This window comes from Rhodoplanes sp. (assembly GCF_013377085.1).
GTDB lineage: Bacteria > Pseudomonadota > Alphaproteobacteria > Rhizobiales > Xanthobacteraceae > Rhodoplanes.
This window is the reverse complement of the sequence record NZ_JACAAX010000067.1, coordinates 1-20287: the sequence shown is the minus strand read 5'-3', so window position 1 is coordinate 20287 and position 20287 is coordinate 1. Positions and strand designations below refer to the sequence as shown.

At 68.7% G+C, this 20287-nt stretch carries 18 protein-coding genes; 11 read left to right on the top strand and 7 right to left on the bottom strand.

Features of this window, described 5'->3' with window-relative positions:
- Window positions 1-349 precede the first annotated feature (349 nt).
- The 3 genes from lipA (at window position 350) to HXX10_RS27845 (ending at window position 2847) form a co-directional block, all read left to right on the top strand.
- Window positions 350-1300: a lipoyl synthase gene (gene lipA, locus HXX10_RS27855; RefSeq protein WP_296526612.1), complete on the top strand. Its 951-nt coding sequence runs from the start codon at window positions 350-352 to the stop codon at window positions 1298-1300.
- A gap of 5 nt (window positions 1301-1305) precedes the next feature.
- Window positions 1306-1782, top strand: coding sequence for a type II toxin-antitoxin system RatA family toxin (locus HXX10_RS27850; protein WP_296526610.1), 477 nt, complete (start codon window positions 1306-1308; stop codon window positions 1780-1782).
- A gap of 156 nt (window positions 1783-1938) precedes the next feature.
- Window positions 1939-2847, top strand: coding sequence for a glycosyltransferase family 9 protein (locus HXX10_RS27845; protein ID WP_296526608.1), 909 nt, complete (start codon window positions 1939-1941; stop codon window positions 2845-2847).
- Between the two features lie 35 nt (window positions 2848-2882).
- Here the strand turns inward: HXX10_RS27845 and HXX10_RS27840 are convergent, their stop codons facing one another.
- Both HXX10_RS27840 and HXX10_RS27835 read right to left on the bottom strand, forming a co-directional pair.
- A complete protein-coding gene (locus HXX10_RS27840; RefSeq protein WP_296526606.1) occupies window positions 2883-3392 on the bottom strand; it encodes a CinA family protein in 510 nt (169 codons plus the stop codon).
- On the bottom strand, window positions 3389-4567 hold the full coding sequence (locus HXX10_RS27835; RefSeq protein WP_296526604.1) for a bifunctional 2-C-methyl-D-erythritol 4-phosphate cytidylyltransferase/2-C-methyl-D-erythritol 2,4-cyclodiphosphate synthase: 1179 nt from the start codon (window positions 4565-4567) through the stop codon (window positions 3389-3391). Before HXX10_RS27835 ends, HXX10_RS27840 begins: the two co-directional genes overlap by 4 nt.
- Before the next feature lie 185 nt (window positions 4568-4752).
- On the opposite strand from HXX10_RS27835, the gene dusB reads away from it, so the two are divergent.
- The 8 genes from dusB (at window position 4753) to hflX (ending at window position 14962) form a co-directional block, all read left to right on the top strand.
- Complete coding sequence (dusB, locus tag HXX10_RS27830) at window positions 4753-5784, top strand: tRNA dihydrouridine synthase DusB (RefSeq protein WP_296526602.1); 1032 nt, start codon at window positions 4753-4755, stop codon at window positions 5782-5784.
- On the top strand, window positions 5781-6950 hold the full coding sequence (locus HXX10_RS27825) for a nitrogen regulation protein NR(II) (protein WP_296526600.1): 1170 nt from the start codon (window positions 5781-5783) through the stop codon (window positions 6948-6950). Before dusB ends, HXX10_RS27825 begins: the two co-directional genes overlap by 4 nt.
- An 11-nt stretch (window positions 6951-6961) precedes the next feature.
- Window positions 6962-8404 carry a nitrogen regulation protein NR(I) gene (gene ntrC / locus HXX10_RS27820; RefSeq protein WP_296526598.1) on the top strand — a complete coding sequence of 481 codons (1443 nt, stop codon included), beginning with the start codon at window positions 6962-6964 and terminating at the stop codon, window positions 8402-8404.
- A 155-nt stretch (window positions 8405-8559) separates the two neighbouring features.
- A complete protein-coding gene (locus tag HXX10_RS27815) occupies window positions 8560-10818 on the top strand; it encodes a PAS domain-containing sensor histidine kinase (protein ID WP_296526596.1) in 2259 nt (752 codons plus the stop codon).
- Window positions 10808-12178, top strand: coding sequence for a sigma-54 dependent transcriptional regulator (locus HXX10_RS27810; RefSeq protein WP_296526595.1), 1371 nt, complete (start codon window positions 10808-10810; stop codon window positions 12176-12178). Before HXX10_RS27815 ends, HXX10_RS27810 begins: the two co-directional genes overlap by 11 nt.
- A gap of 108 nt (window positions 12179-12286) precedes the next feature.
- Window positions 12287-13144 (top strand): D-amino-acid transaminase, encoded by an 858-nt coding sequence (locus tag HXX10_RS27805; RefSeq protein WP_296526594.1) that lies wholly within the window; start codon window positions 12287-12289, stop codon window positions 13142-13144.
- A 180-nt stretch (window positions 13145-13324) separates the two neighbouring features.
- Window positions 13325-13579, top strand: coding sequence for an RNA chaperone Hfq (gene hfq, locus HXX10_RS27800; protein ID WP_296526593.1), 255 nt, complete (start codon window positions 13325-13327; stop codon window positions 13577-13579).
- Between the two features lie 30 nt (window positions 13580-13609).
- On the top strand, window positions 13610-14962 hold the full coding sequence (gene hflX / locus HXX10_RS27795; protein ID WP_296526592.1) for a GTPase HflX: 1353 nt from the start codon (window positions 13610-13612) through the stop codon (window positions 14960-14962).
- 114 nt (window positions 14963-15076) lie between these two features.
- Here hflX and mazG read toward each other — a convergent pair whose 3' ends face one another.
- The 5 genes from mazG to HXX10_RS27770 form a co-directional block, all read right to left on the bottom strand.
- Window positions 15077-15892 (bottom strand): nucleoside triphosphate pyrophosphohydrolase, encoded by an 816-nt coding sequence (gene mazG, locus HXX10_RS27790; RefSeq protein ID WP_296526591.1) that lies wholly within the window; start codon window positions 15890-15892, stop codon window positions 15077-15079.
- Entirely contained in the window at window positions 15889-16371 is a 483-nt protein-coding gene (locus HXX10_RS27785) for a MaoC family dehydratase (RefSeq protein ID WP_296526589.1), read from the bottom strand. The genes mazG and HXX10_RS27785 overlap by 4 nt, the downstream gene beginning before the upstream one ends.
- 520 nt (window positions 16372-16891) lie before the next feature.
- A complete protein-coding gene (locus HXX10_RS27780) occupies window positions 16892-17107 on the bottom strand; it encodes a dodecin (protein WP_296526588.1) in 216 nt (71 codons plus the stop codon).
- A 56-nt stretch (window positions 17108-17163) separates the two neighbouring features.
- Window positions 17164-18585 carry a dihydrolipoyl dehydrogenase gene (gene lpdA, locus HXX10_RS27775; protein WP_296526586.1) on the bottom strand — a complete coding sequence of 474 codons (1422 nt, stop codon included), beginning with the start codon at window positions 18583-18585 and terminating at the stop codon, window positions 17164-17166.
- 115 nt (window positions 18586-18700) lie between these two features.
- Window positions 18701-20074, bottom strand: a complete 1374-nt coding sequence (locus HXX10_RS27770) for a pyruvate dehydrogenase complex dihydrolipoamide acetyltransferase (protein WP_296526585.1) — start codon at window positions 20072-20074, stop codon at window positions 18701-18703.
- Between the last annotated feature and the right edge of the window lie 213 nt (window positions 20075-20287).

The following is a 20287-nucleotide window of genomic DNA, read 5'->3' as shown; positions in this document are numbered from 1 at the left end:
GGTGTGGCGCCTGCCGGCGCTCCGCCTCCCTCGATCTTTCCTCGGAAAGGCGAGGGCACGGGTCATGGGCACACCCCGGGCGTGAACGCGCGTCGCGGGACGGGTGGAGGTTTGCGGTGGGACCATGGAGATCTGGCGTCATGCGCGGGCGAAGACCCGCGCATCCATCGCCTTCGAAACAGGCTTTTGCGAAACGATGGATGGCCGGGTCCCGGCGCTGCGCGCCGGCCCGGCCATGACGGGACAGCCGTCGGGACAGCGGATGGGGCAGCGCCCGGGGCAGGGCGCCGCCTTGCGGGGACCGGCCGGCATGCGTAAGTAAACTCCACCCTCGATCCAGAAGGTCGCCATGGTCGTCGTCCTCGACACCGTCAACGGGCCGCAGCGCCCGCGACACCCCGAAAAGGCCAACCGTCCGGATCAGCCGGTGATGCGCAAGCCGGACTGGATTCGCGTCAAGGCGCCTGTGTCGAAAGGTTTTGGCGAGACCCACGCCATCGTGCGGGCGCACGGCCTTCATACGGTCTGCGAGGAGGCCGGCTGCCCGAACATCGGCGAGTGCTGGGAGAAGAAGCACGCGACCCTGATGATCATGGGCGAGACCTGCACCCGGGCCTGCGCCTTCTGCAACGTCAAGACCGGCATTCCGGGCCCGCTCGACCCCGACGAGCCGGCCCGCGCCGCACAAGCGACCGCCACCCTCGGGCTCTCCCATGTGGTGATCACCTCGGTCGATCGCGACGACCTTCCCGACGGCGGCGCGGCCCATTTCGCCGCCGTGATCCGGGCGATCCGGGCGCGCGCGCCGGCCACCATCGAGGTGCTGACGCCCGATTTCCTGCGCAAGCCCGGCGCCGTCGCGACCGTGGTGGCGGCCAAGCCGGACGTGTTCAACCACAATCTGGAGACGGCGCCGTCGCTCTACCTGACGGTGCGGCCGGGCGCCCGCTATTTCCACTCGATCCGGCTGCTGCAGCAGGTCAAGGAGATCGATCCGTCGATGTTCACCAAGTCCGGCATCATGGTCGGGCTCGGCGAGACCCGGAACGAGATTCTGCAGGTGATGGACGACCTGCGCTCGGCCGAGGTGGATTTCCTCACCATCGGCCAGTATCTCCAGCCGACCCGCAAGCACCACCCGGTCGCGCGCTTCATGCCGCCCGACGAGTTCAAGGCGCTCGAGACGATTGCCTATGCCAAAGGATTTCTGATGGTCGCCGCTTCGCCGCTCACCCGCTCCTCGCACCATGCGGGGGACGATTTCCGCCGCCTGCAGGCTGCCCGCGCCGAAAGACGCTGACGCGCATGCCGCGATTTCGCGCCCGCCGCCGCGTGCGGCATGCGGCCGGGGACATGTTCGACCTCGTCGCCGACATGGACAACTATCCGAAGTTCGTGCCGCTGTGCACCGACATGAAGGTGCGCGGCCACACCTCGCCGGGCGAGGGGATCGAGGTGGCGATCGCCCGGATGACCGTGTCCTACAAGGTCTTCCACGAGCACTTCACCACCCGGGTGACGATGAACCGCCCGGAGCTGTGGATCACGGTCGACTATCTGGACGGGCCGCTGAAGGTTCTGTCGAACCGCTGGACCTTCAAGCCGATCGACGCGAACACCAGCGACGTCGAGTTCTTCATCGATTACGAGTTCAAGAGCCGCATCCTGAGCGGCCTGATGGGGGCCGTGTTCGACGCCGCCTTTCGCCGCTTCGCCTCCGCCTTCGAGGCGCGGGCCGACGTGGTCTACGGCAAGGATCAGCGCGCCGTCGCCTACGAGTAGTGCCGGCCGCGGAGGCGTCCGCGCCACGCGCCCGCGATGCCGGGCCGGAAAACGGCGTCTCCCACGTATCAAGAAGGATGATCGGTCGGACTCGAGCCGCGGATGCTCGACTGGCGGTCGCTCGGATCGTGGCGGGGCCGGGGGGATCGGGCGGACATGGAACGCGAACGTCTCTCCATCGTGCTGAGGTGCGAAGGGCTGGGGGACTGCCTGTACGCGATCCCGATCATCAAGAAGATCCATGCGCTGAAGGCGCACCAGTACGATCTCGACGTCTTCACGTTCCATCCGGAGCTGTTCGCGGCCTGTCCGTTCGTCGAGACGGCGTACCCGATCGCCGACGTGATGAAACTGCGGGGCGACCTGAAGGCCCTGACCCTGTTCGACCCGTCGAAGCTGCCGCACGGATCGATGGACACGTTCGACTTCCTGAGCGTACCGATCGGGCTGGGCACGCTCAGCTTCCGCGAGAAGCAGCTCGAATACTTCCCGGTCGAGACCGACGCCACGGAACGGTTCGACGTCGTCCTCAACACCTCGATGACCTGGACGTCCCGAAGCTGGGCGCTGTCGAACTGGCAGCGCCTCGCCGACGTTCTCACCGGGCACGGGTTTTCGGTGGCGGTGGTCGGCAAGGACATCCACAGCCCGGCGGACAAGCTGGACAAGATCTCCCATCGGCTCGACGGATGCCGCAACCTGGCGAACCGGCTCAGCCTCGACCAGACCTATCACACGATCGCGAAGGGCGGCCTGTTCGTGAGCTGCCAGAACGGCCTGTCGGTGCTGGCCGGCGCGACCGGCACCGAGATCGTCGTCTTGGGAATGGCCATCGAGTGGAGCAAGCGGGCGATCTATCGGGACGAGAATCCCCTCCACAAGGTGACGTATGTGAAGGGCAATTGCGCGATCCATTGCGGCAAGGGATTCGAATGCGCCGACCCGACGGGGGGTGCGACGTTCCGCTGCGTCCCGTCCTACGAGACGGTCGAGGCGGTGGTGCTGGATCGTCTGCGCGCCCGGACCGCCGGCCCGTTGCCCGAGCCGGACGGTCACCCCCGCTGACCTGTCGATCCATTTCGGCTGATCATGCCCGGTGGTCAGCGAACGGCAGACCCCGACGCCAGCTCCTGGAGCAACGCCAGCGCCTCGGCCACCGAGGCGAGCCGCACGGCACGGCGACCGCGGTCGCCGAATTTTCGCTCGCGGTGCAGGAGCCCGCCACCACGCAGCGTGGCGGCGAAATGGACGAGGCCGACCGGCTTTTCGACCGAGCCGCCGCCCGGTCCGGCAATCCCCGTGATGGCGACCGCCAGATCGACGGGGGCATGCTCCAGCACGCCCAGCGCCATCGCCTCGGCAGTCTCGCGGCTGACGGCGCCGAAGCGCAGCAGGGTCGCGGGCGGGACGCCGAGCATGCGCTCCTTGGCGGCATTGGAGTAGGTGACGAAGCCGCCGTCGACCACGTCGGAGGAGCCGGCGATGTCGGTCAGCGCGCCGGCGACCAGCCCGCCCGTGCAGGATTCCGCCGTCGCCACCGTCAGGCCGCGCGCCCGGCAGGCGTCGAGCACCCGGGCGGCGGCGGCCGCGATGTCAGTCTCGGTGGTCACGGGGCCGTCCAGGGCAGCCGGACCGTCGCGGTGGCGTAGGCCACCAACCCTTCGGCGCGGCCGATGAAGCCCATCTTCTCGCTGGTGGTCGCCTGCAGGCCGACCCGGTCGGGGCCGAGGCCCAGGATCTCGGCGACGCGGGCCCGGATGGCGTCGCGATGCGGGCCGAGCCGCGGCGCCTCGGCCACCACGGTGATGTCGACATGAGCGATCCGGCCGCCACGGGCCTTGACCCGCTCGACCGCGAAGGCGAGGAAGCGGTCCGAGGAGGCGCCGCGCCACTGCGGGTCGCTCGGTGGGAAATGCACGCCGATGTCGCCGTCGGCGATCGCCCCCAGGATGGCGTCGACCAGCGCATGCAGGGCCACGTCGGCGTCGGAGTGACCGACCACGCCGCGGTCGTGCGGGATTTTTACGCCGCCGAGCCAGACATGATCGCCGGTCTCGGCAAACGCATGGACGTCGTAGCCGGTGCCGACCCGCACGTCGCCCAGCGCGGCGAGGAGCTCGGCCTCCGCCCGGCGGAAGTCGTCCGCCGTGGTGAGCTTGACGTTGCCGGCCTCGCCCTCGAACACGGCGACCCGCATGCCGGCCCATTCGGCGAGCGCGGCGTCGTCGGTGAAGTCGTCGCGGCCGGCAGCGGCCGCCTTGCGGTGGGCGGCCAGCAGAGCCGGGTAGACGAAGGCCTGCGGGGTCTGGACGGTGCGCAGCCGGCTGCGGTCGAGGGTCTCGACCACCAGGCCGGCGGCATCGACCGCCTTGACCGTGTCGCTGACCGCCAGCCCGGGGATCGCCGCACCGGTCCGCCCGGCCACGATCGCCCGGTCGAGCAGCCCCGCCGAGGCGAACGGCCGGGCCGCATCATGGACCAGCACGATCTCCGGGGCGCGCCCCGCCAGCGCCTCCAGGCCGGCATGGACCGAGGCCTGGCGGGTCGTGCCGCCATGGGTGGGCGGCAGCACCGGAAGTCCCGCGGCGGCCTCCGCAAACCGGCCTTCGTCGTCGGGGTGTATCACCGGCTGGACAGCGGCGATGTCCGGATGGGCAGTGAACGCCATGAGTGTGCGGCGAATGACCGCCATGCCGCCGACGCAGCGGTACTGCTTCGGGACATCGCCACCGACGCGGGTGCCGCGCCCGCCTGCCACCACCACGGCTGCCACGCCCCCAGTCATTTTCAGGCTCCTGACCCGCATCTCTTCATAGTTTGGTTTAACGCTGGCGCCATTCGCGGGAAAGTCGATTTCCGGCTTCGCCGCGCGAAAGCTCCGTTGACCCTGTCGGTGAGCGAGGCTTGATTTGGCGCATGAAATGGCTAAGGTCTATGCAAATTCGTCATTCGCCCAATTGCTAGGCATAAATGCGCCCCACTGAACCATCACTCCGCCCCCTCACGGTGGGTCCGGTCGCGCTGCCGAATCCCGTTTTCCTCGCTCCGATGTGCGGGATTACGGATGCACCGTTCCGCCGCCTCGTGGCAAGGCTCGGGGCCGGACTCGTCGTCTCCGAGATGACGGCCTGCGCCGCGCTGGTCGAAGGCAAGGCCCTGGCCCGGCAGCGGCTCGACGGCCACGGCGTCGGCCTGCATGTCGTCCAGCTCGCCGGCCGCGAGGCCCGCTGGATGGCCGAGGGCGCCCGCATCGCCGCGGGCGCAGGCGCCGACATCATCGACATCAACATGGGTTGTCCGGTCCGCAACGTCACCAATGGCGAGGCGGGCGCCGCGCTGATGCGCGACCTCGACCACGCCCTCGGCCTGATCGCCGCGACGGTCGGGGCCGTCGATATTCCCGTGACTCTGAAGATGCGGCTGGGCTGGGACGAGCGCTCGATCGTCGCGCCGGAGCTCGCCCGCCGGGCCGAGCAGGCGGGGGTCGGCCTAGTCACCGTGCATGGGCGCACGCGCTGCCAGTTCTACGGCGGCCGGGCCGACTGGGCGGCGGTGCGCGCCGTCAAGGCGGCCGTGACGATCCCGGTGGTGGTGAACGGCGACGTGCGCGGCGAGGACGATGCGGCGGCGGCGCTGGCGCGATCCGGCGCCGACGCCGTGATGATCGGGCGCGGCGCCTGCGGAAAACCCTGGTTGCCCGGACGGATCGCCCGCTTCCTCGCCACCGGACGGCGGCAACCGGCCCCCGATCTCGACGACCAGCTCACGCTGCTTCTACAGCTCTATGACGAGATGCTGACTCTGTACGGAACGCGCCTCGGCAGCCGGCAAGCGCGAAAGCATCTCGGCTGGGCGCTCGACGCGGCCGCGGCGGAAACCGGCACGCCGGTCGCCGACCTGAAGGCGTGGCGGGCCGAGGTGCTCACGCGCGACGATCCCGCCGCGGTCACGGGCCGGTTGCGCGACGCATTCGACGCGTTCAAGTGGAAGGTAGCCGCATGAAGTCCGCCCCCATCGATGCGCGCCCGCACTGGTCCGGCCGCGGCGCCCTCGGCGTCTCGCCGGCCGAGGCCGTGCTCAACTCGCTGCCGCACTCGGTCATCGTGGTGGGACCGGAGGGCGAGGTCCACGACGCCAACACGGCGGCGGAGCACTTCTTCGACATGTCGGCACCGCTGCTGCGCCGCTACAGGCTGCGCGACCTGGTGCCGTTCGGCAGCCCGGTGTTGGCGCTGGTCGAGCAGGTCCGGAGCCGCGGCGCGGCCGTCAACGAATACAAGGTCGATCTGGCGACGCCGCGCATGCCGGGCGAGCGCATCGTCGACCTGCATGTCGCGCCGGTGCCGGAGCAGCCCGGCCACGTGGTGGTGATGCTGCAGATGCGCTCGATCGCCGACAAGATGGACCGCCAGCTCACCCACCGGGGCGCCGCCCGCTCGGTCACGGCGCTCGCCGCCATGCTGGCGCACGAGATCAAGAACCCGCTGTCGGGCATCCGCGGCGCCGCCCAGCTCCTGGAGCAGTCGGCCGGCGACGACGACCGCGTGCTGACGCGGCTGATCTGCGACGAGGCCGACCGCATCGTGAAGCTGGTCGACCGCATGGAGGTATTCGCCGACAAGCGCCCGGTCGACCGCGAGCCGGTCAACATCCATGTGGTGCTCGAGCATGTGAAGCGGCTCGCCCAGTCCGGCTTCGCCCGTCACATTCGCTTCGTCGAAGACTACGATCCTTCGCTGCCGGCGATTCTCGGCAACCGCGACCAGCTCATCCAGGTGTTTCTCAATCTGGTCAAGAACGCCGCCGAGTCGATCGGCCAGGGCGCGACCGACGGCGAGATCCAGCTCACCACGGCGTTCCGGCCCGGCGTGCGGCTGTCGCTGCCCGGGAGCAAGACGCGCGTCTCGCTGCCGCTGGAGTTCTGCGTGAAGGACAATGGTCCTGGCGTGCCGGAGGACCTGCGGCCGCATCTGTTCGAGCCGTTCATGACGACGAAACCGACCGGCACGGGGCTCGGCCTCGCGCTGGTCGCGAAGATCATCGGGGACCATGGCGGCATCGTGGAATGCGAGTCGCAGCCACGCCGCACGTCCTTCAGTGTCCTGATGCCGATGTACACGGGCGACGACGCCGGGCGCGAGAGCGCCGAGCGCGGCGGCGCGGCTTGATGAGGATGACGATGCCCACCGGTCGAGTTCTGGTCGCCGACGACGACGCCGCAATACGCACGGTGCTCAATCAGGCCCTGTCGCGGGCGGGCTACGAGGTCCGCTCCACCGGCAATGCCGCGACGCTGTGGCGCTGGGTCAGCCAGGGGGAGGGGGATCTGGTCATCACCGACGTGGTGATGCCGGACGAGAACGCCTTCGACTTCCTGCCCCGCATCAAGAAGCTCAGGCCCGATCTGCCCGTGATCGTGATGAGCGCGCAGAACACCTTCATGACGGCGATCCGCGCCTCCGAGCGCGGCGCCTACGAGTATCTGCCCAAGCCCTTCGACCTGAAGGAGCTGATCACCATCGTCGGCCGCGCGCTGGCCGAGCCGAAGGAGGTCGCCGTCAAGGCGCCGCCGCCCGAGGAGATGGAGGCGATCCCGCTGGTCGGCCGCTCGCCGGCCATGCAGGAGATCTACCGGCTGCTGGCGCGGCTGATGCAGACCGATCTGACCGTGATGATCACGGGCGAGTCGGGCACCGGCAAGGAGCTGGTCGCCCGCGCCCTGCACGACTACGGCAAGCGGCGCAGCGGCACCTTCGTCGCCATCAACATGGCGGCGATCCCGCGCGACCTGATCGAGTCCGAGCTGTTCGGCCACGAGAAGGGGGCCTTCACGGGCGCCAACTCGCGCAGCGCCGGCCGGTTCGAGCAGGCCGAGGGCGGCACGCTGTTTCTCGACGAGATCGGCGACATGCCGATGGAGGCGCAGACGCGGCTGCTGCGGGTGCTGCAGCAGGGCGAGTACACGACGGTCGGCGGCCGCACCGCGATCAAGACCGACGTGCGCATCATCGCGGCGACCAACAAGGATCTGCGCATCCTGATCCAGCAGGGCCTGTTCCGCGAGGACCTGTTCTTCCGCCTCAACGTGGTGCCGCTGCGGCTGCCGCCGCTGCGCGAGCGCACCGAGGACGTGCCGGACCTGATCCACCACTTCTTCACAATCGCCGAGCGGGAAGGACTGCCGGCCAAGCAGATCGAGAAGGCCGCCCTCGACCGGCTCAAGCGCTACCGCTGGCCCGGCAATGTCCGCGAGCTCGAGAACCTCGCACGGCGGCTCGCGGCCCTCTATCCGCAGGAGACCATCACGGCCGCCGTCATCGACGGCGAGCTCGCCCAGCCGGCCGCGACGGCGCCGAGCGACGAGCCACGCCTCGACGAGAACCTGTCCTCGGCCGTGGAGCGGCACCTGATGCGGTATTTCGGCGGCTTCAACGACGGGTTGCCGCCTCCAGGGCTATACCACCGCGTGTTGCGGGAGGTAGAGCATCCGCTCCTCTCGGCCGCCCTGGTGGCGACCCGCGGCAACCAGATCCGGGCCGCCGAGCTTTTGGGGGTCAACCGCAATACCCTGCGCAAGAAAATCCGCGACCTCGACATCCGGGTGATCCGCACCTCGACCTGATCGCTCGGTCTCCGACGATCCGCACCCGCTCGCGGCCTCGTGAATACGGGGTCGCCGTGGATTCGTCTCAATCCGGCAACATTGTTGTACAAACGCCTCATTGTCGGAGGCAGAACGGGGCGTCCGGACGGACCGGCGTCGGCCGAGGGGGGGGTATGGCAATCGTCGAGGAGACAGCGACCGCCGAGCTTGCGGACGCGGTCAAGCCGAGCAGCGGTGCCGGGACCCGGATCATCGGGCCGATCGGCGTCGCCGCGGCGTTGCTGTCGGCCCTCGTCACCTTCCTGGTGCTGGCCGGCCTCACCCCCATCGTTCCCACCCACAATGTGGTGGTCAGCCTGCTGATGGTGAACGGCGCGGCCGTCGCCCTGCTGCTCGGAATCATCGGACGCGAGGTCTGGCAGATCGTCCAGGCGCGCCGCCGCGGCTCCGCCGGGGCCCGGCTGCATGTGCGGATCGTCGGCCTGTTCTCGGTGATCGCCGCGGCGCCGGCCGTGCTGGTCGCCGTGGTGGCCAGCATCACGCTGGACCGCGGCCTCGACCGCTTCTTCACCGAGCGGACCCGCGGCGTGATCGCCAACTCGCTGGTGGTCGCCGAGGCCTATCTGTCCGAGCACGCCCAGTCGCTGCGCAGCGAGACCCAGGCGATGGCCTTCGACGTCAGCCGCGCCAGGCCCTTGTTCGACCAGGACCGCGAGCGCTTTCGCCAGTTCTTCACGGCGCAGGCTCAGGTACGCGGCCTGCCGGTCGCCACCATGGTCGGCCCAAACCAGACCGTCATCGAGAAGGCGGACATCAAGCTCTCCCACGCGATTCCCGGGCCGACCGCCGGCATGCTGGCGAATGTCGGCGACGTCGAGCCGCAGGTGATCCTCAACCCGGACGCCAATTACGTCGCCGGCGCCATCAAGCTGCGCGGCTACGACGATGTCGTGCTGTTCGTGGCGCGTCCGCTCAACCCGATCGTGGTGTCGCAGTTCCGCGAGACCCAGACGACCATCAGCGAGTTCGCGGCCCTGGAGTCGCGGCGCCTCGGCATTCAGATCGCCTTCGCCCTGATGTTCACGGTGATCGCCCTCACGGTGCTGCTGTCGGCCGTGTGGATCGGCTTCAACTTCGCCAACCGTCTGGTGGCGCCGATCCGGCGACTGATCGGGGCCGCCAACGTGGTCTCGACCGGCAATCTCTATGTCCAAGTGCCGATCCGGCGCTCGGAAGGCGACCTCGCCCAGCTCGGCGAGACCTTCAACAAGATGACGCACGAGTTGCGCACCCAGCGCGACGACATTGTGCGGGCGCGCGACGTGATCGACAGCCGCCGCCGCTTCACCGAGGCGGTGCTGGCCGGCGCCAGCGCCGGCGTGATCGGCGTCGACGCCGACGGACAGGTCAGCATTCTCAACCGCTCGGCCGAGAAGCTGATCGGCGCCGTCGAGGCCGAGGTGCTCGGCAAGCCGCTCGCCGAGGTCGTTCCCGAGCTCGCCGAGATGTTCCTCGGCGCCCGCAGCACGGGCCAGCGTTTCGCTCAGGGGCAAGCCTCGATCACCCGCAGCGGGCGCGAGCGGACCGTCTCGATTCGGCTGACCACGGAGCAGTCCGCCGATCCCGAGCACGGCTACGTGTTCACACTCGACGACATCACCGACTTGGTGACGGCGCAGCGCACCTCGGCCTGGGCCGATGTCGCGCGCCGCATCGCCCACGAGATCAAGAACCCGCTCACCCCGATCCAGCTCTCGGCCGAGCGGCTGCGGCGCAAATACGGGAAGGTGATCGTCGAGGACAAGCAGATCTTCGAGCAGTGCACCGACACGATCGTGCGGCAGGTGGAGGACATCCGCCGCATGGTCGACGAGTTCTCCCGCTTCGCCCGCATGCCGAAGCCCGTGATGACGGCCGAGGACGTCGCCGACACGGTGCGGCAGGCGGTGTTTCTCATGCGGGTCGGCCACGCCGATGTCGAAATCTCCGCCGACATCCCGGACGGTCCGATGCCGGCGCGATTCGACCGGCGTCTCATCTCCCAGGGTCTCACCAACATCATCAAGAATGCAACCGAAGCGATCGCCGCCGTCCCACCCACCGAGCTCGGCCACGGCCACATTCATGTGGCGACGGCGCGCGAGGGAGACGACATCGTGATCGACGTCGTCGACAACGGGATCGGGCTGCCGAAGGAGAACCGGAGGCGCCTGCTCGAACCTTATGTGACCACCCGAGAGAAGGGCACCGGCCTCGGACTAGCCATCGTCGGCAAGATTCTCGAGGAGCACGGCGGCCGGATCGAGCTCCACGACGCAGCCGAGCGCACCCCTGGCGCGCGCGGCGCCTGGTTCCGGTTGCGCTTTGCAGCCGAGCCGGAGACCGCCGACGCAGACCACCACCAGCAGGACGAGCAACCCCATGGCGTCTGACATCCTGATCGTCGACGACGAAGCCGACATCCGCGAGCTGGTGGCCGGCATTCTCGAGGACGAGGGCTACGGTACCCGCACGGCGCGCGACAGCGACGACGCGCTCAAGGTCATTCAGGCGCGGCGCCCGAGCCTCGTCTTCCTCGACATCTGGCTGCAGGGATCGAAGCTCGACGGGCTGCAGCTCCTCGCCACCATCAAGGCCGAGCACCCGGAGCTGCCCGTGGTGATGATCTCGGGCCACGGCAACATCGAGACCGCCGTCGCCGCCATCAAGCAGGGCGCCTACGACTTCATCGAGAAGCCGTTCAAGGCCGACCGGCTGGTGCTGGTCGCCGACCGGGCGCTGGAAACCTCGCGACTCAAGCGCGAGGTGAGGGAGCTCAAGCAGATCGCGCCGTTCCCGACCACGCTGATCGGGCGCTCGGCCGCCATCAACCATCTGCGCCAGACCATCGAGAAGGTCGCGCCGACCAACAGCCGCATCATGGTGGTGGGCCCGTCGGGCGCCGGCAAGGAGCTCACGGCCCGTACGGTTCATGCCCTGTCGGGCCGCGCCAGCGGCCCCTTCGTGGTGATCAACGCCGCCGCCATCACGCCGGACCGGATGGAGGTCGAGCTGTTCGGCATCGAACAGAGCAACGGCACCGAGCTGCGCAAGGTCGGCGCGCTCGAGGAGGCGCACGGCGGCACGCTGTTCATCGACGAGATCGCCGACATGCCGCGGGAGACCCAAAGCAAGATCCTGCGCGTGCTGGTCGATCAGCAGTTCCAGCGGGTCGGTGGCACCACCAAGGTGGCCGTGGACGTGCGGATCGTGTCGTCGACAGCGCGCAATCTCGAGGAGGAGATCGCCGCCGGACGGTTCCGCGAGGATCTCTATCATCGTCTGTCGGTGGTGCCGATCCGGGTGCCGCCGCTCGCCGAGCGGCGCGACGACATCCCGGATCTGGTCGAGCACTTCCAGGAGCAGATCTCGCAGGCGACCGGCCTGCCGAAGCGGCGCATCGGCGACGATGCGCTCGCCGTCCTGCAGTCGCACGACTGGCCAGGCAATGTCCGCCAGCTCCGCAACAATGTGGAGCGGCTGATGATCCTGGCCGGCGGCGACCCCGACGCCATCATCACGGCCAGCATGCTGCCGCCGGACGTCGGCTCGATGGTGCCGGCGATGCCGCGCGGCAATGGCGGCGAGCACCTGATGGGCATGCCGCTGCGCGACGCCCGCGAGGCCTTCGAGCGCGAGTATCTGCGGGCCCAGATCAGCCGCTTCGGCGGCAACATCTCGCGCACCGCCGAGTTCGTCGGGATGGAGCGCTCGGCGCTGCACCGCAAGCTCAAAGCGCTGGGAATGGACTGAGCATGATCCCGAAAAGTGGCCCCCGGTTTTCGGACCGGATCATGCTCCAACAAGAAGGGAAGAACGGGATGACGTTTCGCAGAAACGTCGGCCCGTTCTGAGTTTCGAATGTCACGTGTGGTTTATGTCAATGGCCGGTGGCGGCCGCATCGCGACGCCACGGTCCATGTCGAGGATCGCGGCTACCAGTTCGCCGACGGCGTCTACGAGGTCTGCGAGGTCCGCGGCGGCCGGCTGGTCGACGAGCGCCGTCACACCGAGCGGCTGTTGCGCTCGCTCGCCGCGCTGCGCATCCCGCTGCCGCTGCCGATCCCGGCCCTGAGCGTCGTGCTGCACGAGGCCGTCCGCCGCAACCGGCTCACCGACGGCATACTCTATCTTCAGGTCACCCGCGGGGTGGCGCGCCGCGACCACGGCTTTCCGCCCGCCGGCACGCGGCCGAGCCTGGTCGTCTCGGCGCGCCGAATCGACCCGGTCCAGACCGAGCGCACCGCGCAGGCCGGAATCGCCGTGATCACGCTGCCGGAGACCCGGTGGGCGAGGGTGGACATCAAGTCGATCTCGCTCTTGCCCAACGTGCTCGCCAAGCAGGCGGCGCGGGAGCAGGGCGCCCGCGAGGCCTGGTTCGTCGACCGCGACGGCTACGTCACCGAGGGCGCCTCCTCGAACGCCTGGATCGTCACGGGCGCCGGTGCGGTGGTCACCCGGCCGCTCGGTCCCGACATCCTGCCTGGGATCACGCGCGAGGTCGTCAAGGACGCGCTGCGGGCCGAGACGCTGACCCTCGACGAGCGGCCCTTCACGGTTGCCGAGGCGCTCGGCGCCAAGGAGGCCTTCGTCACGGCAGCGAGTCAGATCGTCATGCCGGTGGTGCGCATCGACGGCCAGCCGATCGGCACCGGGATACCCGGGCCGGTCGCCGCCGCGCTCCGCCGGATTTTCCACCACCACGCGGAATTCTCCTGAAAAGCGAGATGGCTACCGATATCTGCCGGTAATCGGCCAGCTTGGGCTTGCACTCGTTTCCGCAGTGCAATCTAATACCGATTGCCCACGCCTGCGCGCGTCGCATCCTCGGTGCACGTCGGGCGCGAAAAAGTCGCCACCTCGCGAAAGGGGACCGCGAGTACAACGGAACAAACGGCCATGGCAGCCGATCGCTCACAAAATCTACAAGACACCTTCCTGAACTACGTCCGTAAGAACAAGACACCGCTCACCATCTTCCTCGTGAACGGCGTCAAGCTCCAAGGCGTTGTTACCTGGTTCGACAACTTCTGTGTGTTGCTGCGGCGGGACGGGCATTCGCAGCTCGTCTACAAGCACGCGATCTCGACCATCATGCCGGGTCATCCGATCCAGTTGTTCGAGGGGGCGGAGGAAGCAGCGGAAAAGGTCTGATTGGAGCCGAAGCACCAAGACGATCATCGAATGACGACGAGCCCGTCCGCGGGCCCGGCGACTGCGCGTTGTCTCGTGCTCGGGCCGTATCTGCGGGTATCCGAGACGCGCGCAGCGTCGGGGCGTGCCGACGTCGCCTTACGCTCTCCCGAGGCCCGCCTCGAGGAGGCGGCCGGGCTTGCCCGCGCCATCGATCTCGACGTCGTCGAGACCGGCATCGTCATGCTCTCGGCGATCCGGCCTGCGACCTATCTGGGCAAGGGCAAGGTCGAGGAGATCGCCGGGCTGGTGAAGAGCCTGGAGGTCGCCCTCGTGGTGATGGACTGCGCGCTCTCGCCGGTGCAGCAGCGCAATCTGGAGAAGGCCTGGGCCGCCAAGGTCTTGGACCGCACCGGGCTGATTCTGGAAATCTTCGGTCGACGTGCCGCGACCCGCGAGGGCACGCTGCAGGTCGAGCTGGCGCATCTGAGCTATCAGCGCAGCCGGCTGGTCCGCTCCTGGACCCATCTGGAACGCCAGCGCGGCGGTTTCGGCTTCCTCGGCGGGCCGGGCGAGACCCAGCTCGAGACCGACCGTCGAATCATCCTGGACCGCATCCGGCGCATCGAGCACGATCTCGAAGGCGTCAAGCGCACCCGCGCGCTCCATCGCACCAGCCGCAAGCGCGTGCCTTATCCGATCGTCGCACTGGTCGGCTACACCAATGCCGGCAAGTCGACGCTGTTCAACCGGCTGACGCGCTCCGGCGTGCTGGCGACCGACATGCTGTTCGCCACGCTCGACCCGACGTTGCGCGCCGTCGATCTGCCGAACGGACCGCGCGTGATCCTGTCCGACACGGTCGGCTTCATCTCCGACCTGCCGACCATGCTGGTCGCCGCGTTCCGCGCCACGCTCGAGGAGGTGATCGAGGCCGACCTGATCCTGCACGTCCGCGACGTCTCGCACGGCGACACGCAGGCGCAGTCGCGCGACGTCGACCAGGTCCTGGGTGAGCTCGGCATCGCGCCGGAGGACGAACGCATCCTCGAGGTTTGGAACAAGATCGACCGGGTCTCGCCGGAGGAGCGCGAGCGCCTCGACAACCTCGCCGCACGTCAGGCCGCGGAGCGCCGGCCCATGCTGGTCTCGGCGGTGAGCGGGCAGGGGCTCGATACCCTCGTCGCCGTCATCGCCGAGCGGGTCGCCCGCACCCGCGTCGCCCTCACGGTCGAGCTCGACGCCTCGGACGGCGCGGCGCTGAGCTGGCTTCATCGCCACGGCGACGTGCTCGACACCGCGACCACGGACGCCGGCCTGACCACGGTGCATCTGCGCGTCCATCCCAGCAAGGAAGGCCAGGTCCGCGCCAAATTCGGCGAGCACGTGCAGACGGGCATTTGAGATCCGTCATTCCGGGGCGCGCTGAAAGCGCGAACCCGGAATCCAGCCACACGCGCTGATCTCGCGGGTGGATTCCGGGTTCGCCGCCGTGCGGCGCCCTGGAATGACCAAGGACTATTCCTTCCGCTCCTCGGCTTTTGCGGCATCCCACAAAGAGTCCATCTCGGCGAGCGTCGACTCGGCCGGCGTTTTTCCACGCGCCGCGAGCGCGCGTTCGATGAATGCGAAGCGGCGCTGGAATTTCAGGTTGGTCTCGCGCAGCGTCCGCTCCGGATCCGCGTCGAGATGGCGCGCCAGGTTGACGACAGCGAACAGCAGATCGCCGACCTCGGCGCCGGCGTGGACTTGATCGCCGGCCGCGAGCGCGGCTTCGATCTCGTCGGTCTCCTCCCGAATTTTGGCCAGCACGGCATGCGGATCGTTCCAATCGAAGCCGACGCGGCCGGCCTTCTGCTGCAGCTTCAGCGCGCGGGTGAGGGCGGGCAGGGTGGGCGGAACGCCGGCCAGCGCCCCCTGCTGGTCCGGCTCGGCGCCGCGCGAAACACGCTCCGCCTTCTCCTCGGCCTTGATGCGCTCCCACAGACCGGCGACGGCCTCCGGGGTCAGCCCCTGCTCGTCGCCGAACACGTGCGGATGCCGGCGCAGCATCTTCAGCGTGATCGCCTCGACCACGTCGCCGAAATCGAACGCCCCTTCCTCCTGTGCCATGCGGGCGTGAAAGACCACCTGCAACAGCAGATCGCCGAGCTCGTCCTTGAGGTCGGGGAGATCGTCGCGGGCGATCGCGTCGGCGACCTCGTAGGCCTCCTCGATCGTATAGGGAGCGATCGACGCGAAATCTTGTGCGAGGTCCCAGGCGCACCCGCTCCCGGGCGTGCGCAGCGCCGCCATGATCTCCAGGAGCCGAGTGATGTCGCGGGACGGCGTCATGGCGCGGCCCTCCGGCAGCGCAACAGAACCATCCCGATGATGCTCATCACCACCTCGTCACGCTGATTGAGCACCTCGACGAAGGATCGCACGAGCCCGCGGTCCGGCTTGGAGCGTGAGCGGGCGGCCGACACGGTGGTGACCCGGATGCGCAATTCGTCGCCCGGCCGCACCGGCTTGATCCAGCGCAGCTCGTCGACGCCGGGGCTGGCCAGGCTCGCCACCGAACTCAGATAGTGGGTCGCGAGCAACCGCATCATCAGGGCGCCCGTGTGCCAGCCGCTGGCGATCAGCCCGCCGAACGACCCGGCCGCTGCACGCACCGGATCGGTGTGCATCGCCTGCGGATCGTAGCGACGGCCGAAGTCGAGGACCTCGGCTTCGGTCACGGCGACCGAGCCGAACTCGTAAGTGAGGCCCGGCTCGTAGTCCTCGAAATAGCGGTCATCGGTCGGGGTGGCAAAGTGCGACAGGGTCATTCCAACGGGCTCGTCTCTGTTCGATTGCGGCCGGCACCTTAACGCGAAGAGCCTGGGATTAGTCACGGCTCGATCCGCCGGGCCGCCATTCATTGGCGCTGCACAGCCCGAGACGATGCGGGACCTTCGCACCGGGGATTTGGTGGCCAGCATTGCCGGGACGCAAGAGCGGTTCCACGGCAGCGTCACCTGTCATGTCCTCAATGTTGGCTGGTTCGCGGCTCTCCGGCGGACCGCCGAACGGCCGAGGGGACAGGCCCACACCTCGATCCATGATTCGCATAAGACATATTATGGAATATTATTGGACCCATCCGGCCGGTCCGGAAGCTCTCGGCCGATCAAAGGCTTGGTGGCCGTGGCTGAAGTCGCGCCGGGATCGTCGGTGCTCCGGATCCCTCCACGCGAACGAGCCCAAGAAGAACGGCTCCTGCGCCTCCTGAAGCGCAGGATTCGGGCCACCAAGGACGTCCTGCAAGGACCGTCCTGTATGTCGTGCGTCGGAACGCCGTGCTGTCGCTCAGCCGGCATCGTCCATCGTGAAGCCGACCTTGATGGTCACCTGGAAGTGCCGGACCTCGCCGTTCTCGATGTGGCCGCGGGTGCCGACCACCTCGAACCAGCGCAGGTTCCGCAGCGTCTTGTTGGCACGGGCGACCGCGTTCCTGATGGCGTCGTCGATGCCCTTGTCCGACGAGCCGACCAGCTCGGTGATCTTGTAGGTGTGGTCCGTCATGTCGTTTTCGCTCCCCTGCCCTGGACCCGTCCGCGACGCGGCGCGCCGGGACGGCCTCACATGTTCAGCACGCGCCCATAGGCGTCGAGCACCGCTTCCTTCATCATCTCAGACAGCGTCGGATGCGGGAAGACGGTGTGCATCAGCTCGTCCTCGGTGGTCTCCAGGGTCATGGCGACCACATAGCCCTGGATCAGCTCGGTGACCTCCGCGCCGACCATGTGGGCGCCGAGGAGCTGGCCGGTCTTCTTGTCGAAGATCACCTTGATCAGGCCCTGGTCCTCGCCGAGCGCGATCGCCTTGCCGTTGCCGGCGAACGGGAACTTTCCCACCCGGATGTCGAGCCCCTGCTCCTTCGCCTTCGCCTCGGTCAACCCGACCGAGGCGATCTGCGGCGTACAGTAGGTGCAGCCCGGGATCTTCGCCTTGTCGAGCGGGTGCGGATGCAGGCCCTTGATCGCCTCGATGCAGACGACGCCCTCGTGCTCGGCCTTGTGGGCCAGCATCGGCGGACCGGCGACGTCGCCGATCGCGTAGAGGCCCGGCACGTTGGTCTTGCCTAATCCGTCGATGACGATGCAGCCGCGGTCGGTCTTCACGCCGAGCTTTTCCAGTCCGAGGTTTTCCACGTTGCCGACGACGCCCACCGCCGAGATCACCCGGTCGACCGTCAGCGTCTGGGTGCCGCCCTTGCCGTCGTCGATGGTCGCCGTGACGCTGTCGGCCTGCTTGTCGAGCTTCGTCACCTTGGCGCCCGTGAAGATCTTCAGGCCCTGCTTTTCCAACTGCTTTCGCGCGAAGGCGGCGATCTCGGCATCCTCCACGGGAAGAATCTGCGGCAGCACCTCGACGACCGTCACGTCGGCCCCCATGGTGCGGTAGAACGATGCGAACTCGATGCCGATCGCGCCCGAGCCGACCACCAGCAGCGACTTCGGCATCTTCTCCGGCACCATGGCCTCGAAGTAGGTCCACACCAGCTTGCCGTCCGGCTCCAGCCCCGGCAGCACGCGCGGCCGCGCCCCGGTCGCCACGATGATATGCTTGGCCTGGTAGCTGCCCGGGCCGAGCGTGCCCTTCGGCGCCTCGGTCTTGGCGGCCGCCACCGTGATCTTGCCTTGCCCCTCGAGGGTCGCGGCGCCCCAGATCACCGACACCTTGTTCTTCTTCATCAGGAAGCCGACGCCGTCGGCGAGCCGCTTGGAGACGCCGCGCGAGCGTTTCACCACGGCGGCCGGATCGAACGTCACGTTGTCGGCTTTCAGGCCATAGACGTCGGCGTGCTGCAGGTAGTGATAGATCTCGGCCGAGCGCAGCAGCGCCTTGGTCGGGATGCAGCCCCAGTTGAGGCAGATGCCGCCGAGATGGCTCTTCTCGACGATCGCCGTCTTGAAGCCGAGCTGCGCGGAGCGGATCGCCGTGACGTAGCCGCCCGGGCCGGAGCCGATGATGATCACGTCGAAGGAGGTGTCGGACATTCTTCTCTTCTGTCGGCTGATCCTCTCCGACCGGAGAGGCCGCCCGTCCGGACCGACGGGCACTGGGGGAACGGTGGTGACCGGGAGGCGCGACTCGGCCGACGCTGTCGGCCGCTCACACCACCATCATCACCGGGTTTTCGATGAAGCGCTTCACGGCCCCCAAGAACTCGGCGCCGAGGGCGCCGTCGACGGCGCGATGGTCGGTCGACAGCGTGATCTTCATCTGGGTGGCGATCTCGATCTTGCCGTTCTGGACGACCGGCACCTGGGCCGCCGTGCCGACCGCCAGGATGGTCGCGTGCGGCGGATTGATCACGGCGGCGAATTCTTCAATCCCATACATGCCGAGATTGGAGACCGCCGTCGCGCCACCCTGGTACTCCTCGGGCTTGAGCCGCCGCGCCCGAGCGCGGGTGGCAAAATCCTTCATCTCGGCCGAGATCGCCGACAGCGATTTGGCGTCGGCGTTGCGCACCACCGGCGTGATCAGGCCGCCCGGGATCGCCACCGCGACAGCGACGTCGGCCGCCTTGTGCTTCAGCATGCCGGCCTCGGTCCAGGTGACGTTGGCGTCCGGCACGGTCTTCAGGCCCATCGCCAGCGCCTTGATGACGAAGTCGTTGACCGACAGCTTCCAGGCCGGCTTGCCGTCCTTGTCCTTCGGCGCGGCGGCATTGACGGCCTCGCGCGCCGCCAGCAGGCCGTCGATCGTGCAGGTGACCGTGAGATAGAAATGCGGGATGGTCTGCTTCGCCACGACGAGCCGCTGGGCGATGATGCGGCGCATCTGGTCGTGCGGGACGAAGTCGTAGGAGCCCTCGGGATAGAGCGCCTTGACGGCCTCGTCGGAGGGCGCCAGCGCCGGCATCGGCGCCGCGGACGGAGCGGGCGCCGCCTTGCCGGCCGACGCAGCCGCGGCGCCGGCGGGGCGCAGCCCCTTGCCCTGCTGGGCGGCTTCGACGTCGCGGGCGACCACGCGACCGTGCGGGCCGGAGCCCTCGATGCGGCCGACATCGATGCCGGCCTCCTTGGCCAGCCGGCGGGCGAGCGGCGAGGCGAACTGGCGCCCGTCGCCGTTGGAGCGCGGTGCGGCGGCCGCCGGCGGTGCGGAAGGGCTCGGCACAGGCGCGGGGGCGAGCGCGGCGCCCTGCCCCGCGGCGGCAGGCGCTGCGGCAGGCTTTGCCTCGCCGGCGGGCTTGCTGCTCGGCTTGACCGCCGCGTCGGCGACCGCGGTCACCACCTCGCCCTCCACGGCCAGCACGGCGATCGGCGCATTGACGGCGACGTCGGCGGTTCCGGCCGGCACCAGAATGCGGGCAATGGTGCCTTCGTCGACCGCCTCGTACTCCATGGTGGCCTTGTCGGTCTCGATCTCGGCGATGATGTCGCCGGACTTCACCGTGTCGCCCTCCTTCTTAAGCCACTTGGCGAGGTTGCCCTTCTCCATCGTGGGCGAGAGCGCGGGCATCAGGATGTTGATGGGCATCGGAGGTCTTCCAGTTGGGCGCGGTGGTCGGCGCCGTCGACGCAGTCGCCTTTGACGCGGTCGCGGTCGGAGGCCCGACCGCGCTCTGTCTCGATCGAGCCTAGCGACGGCCGCGCGGCCGTGACGCCGGCTTGCGTGGGCCGGCCGCCTTGGCCCGGGTGGCGGTCCGCTTGGCGCGGCTGGCCGGCACCTTCGCCGCATTGGGCTTGGCGG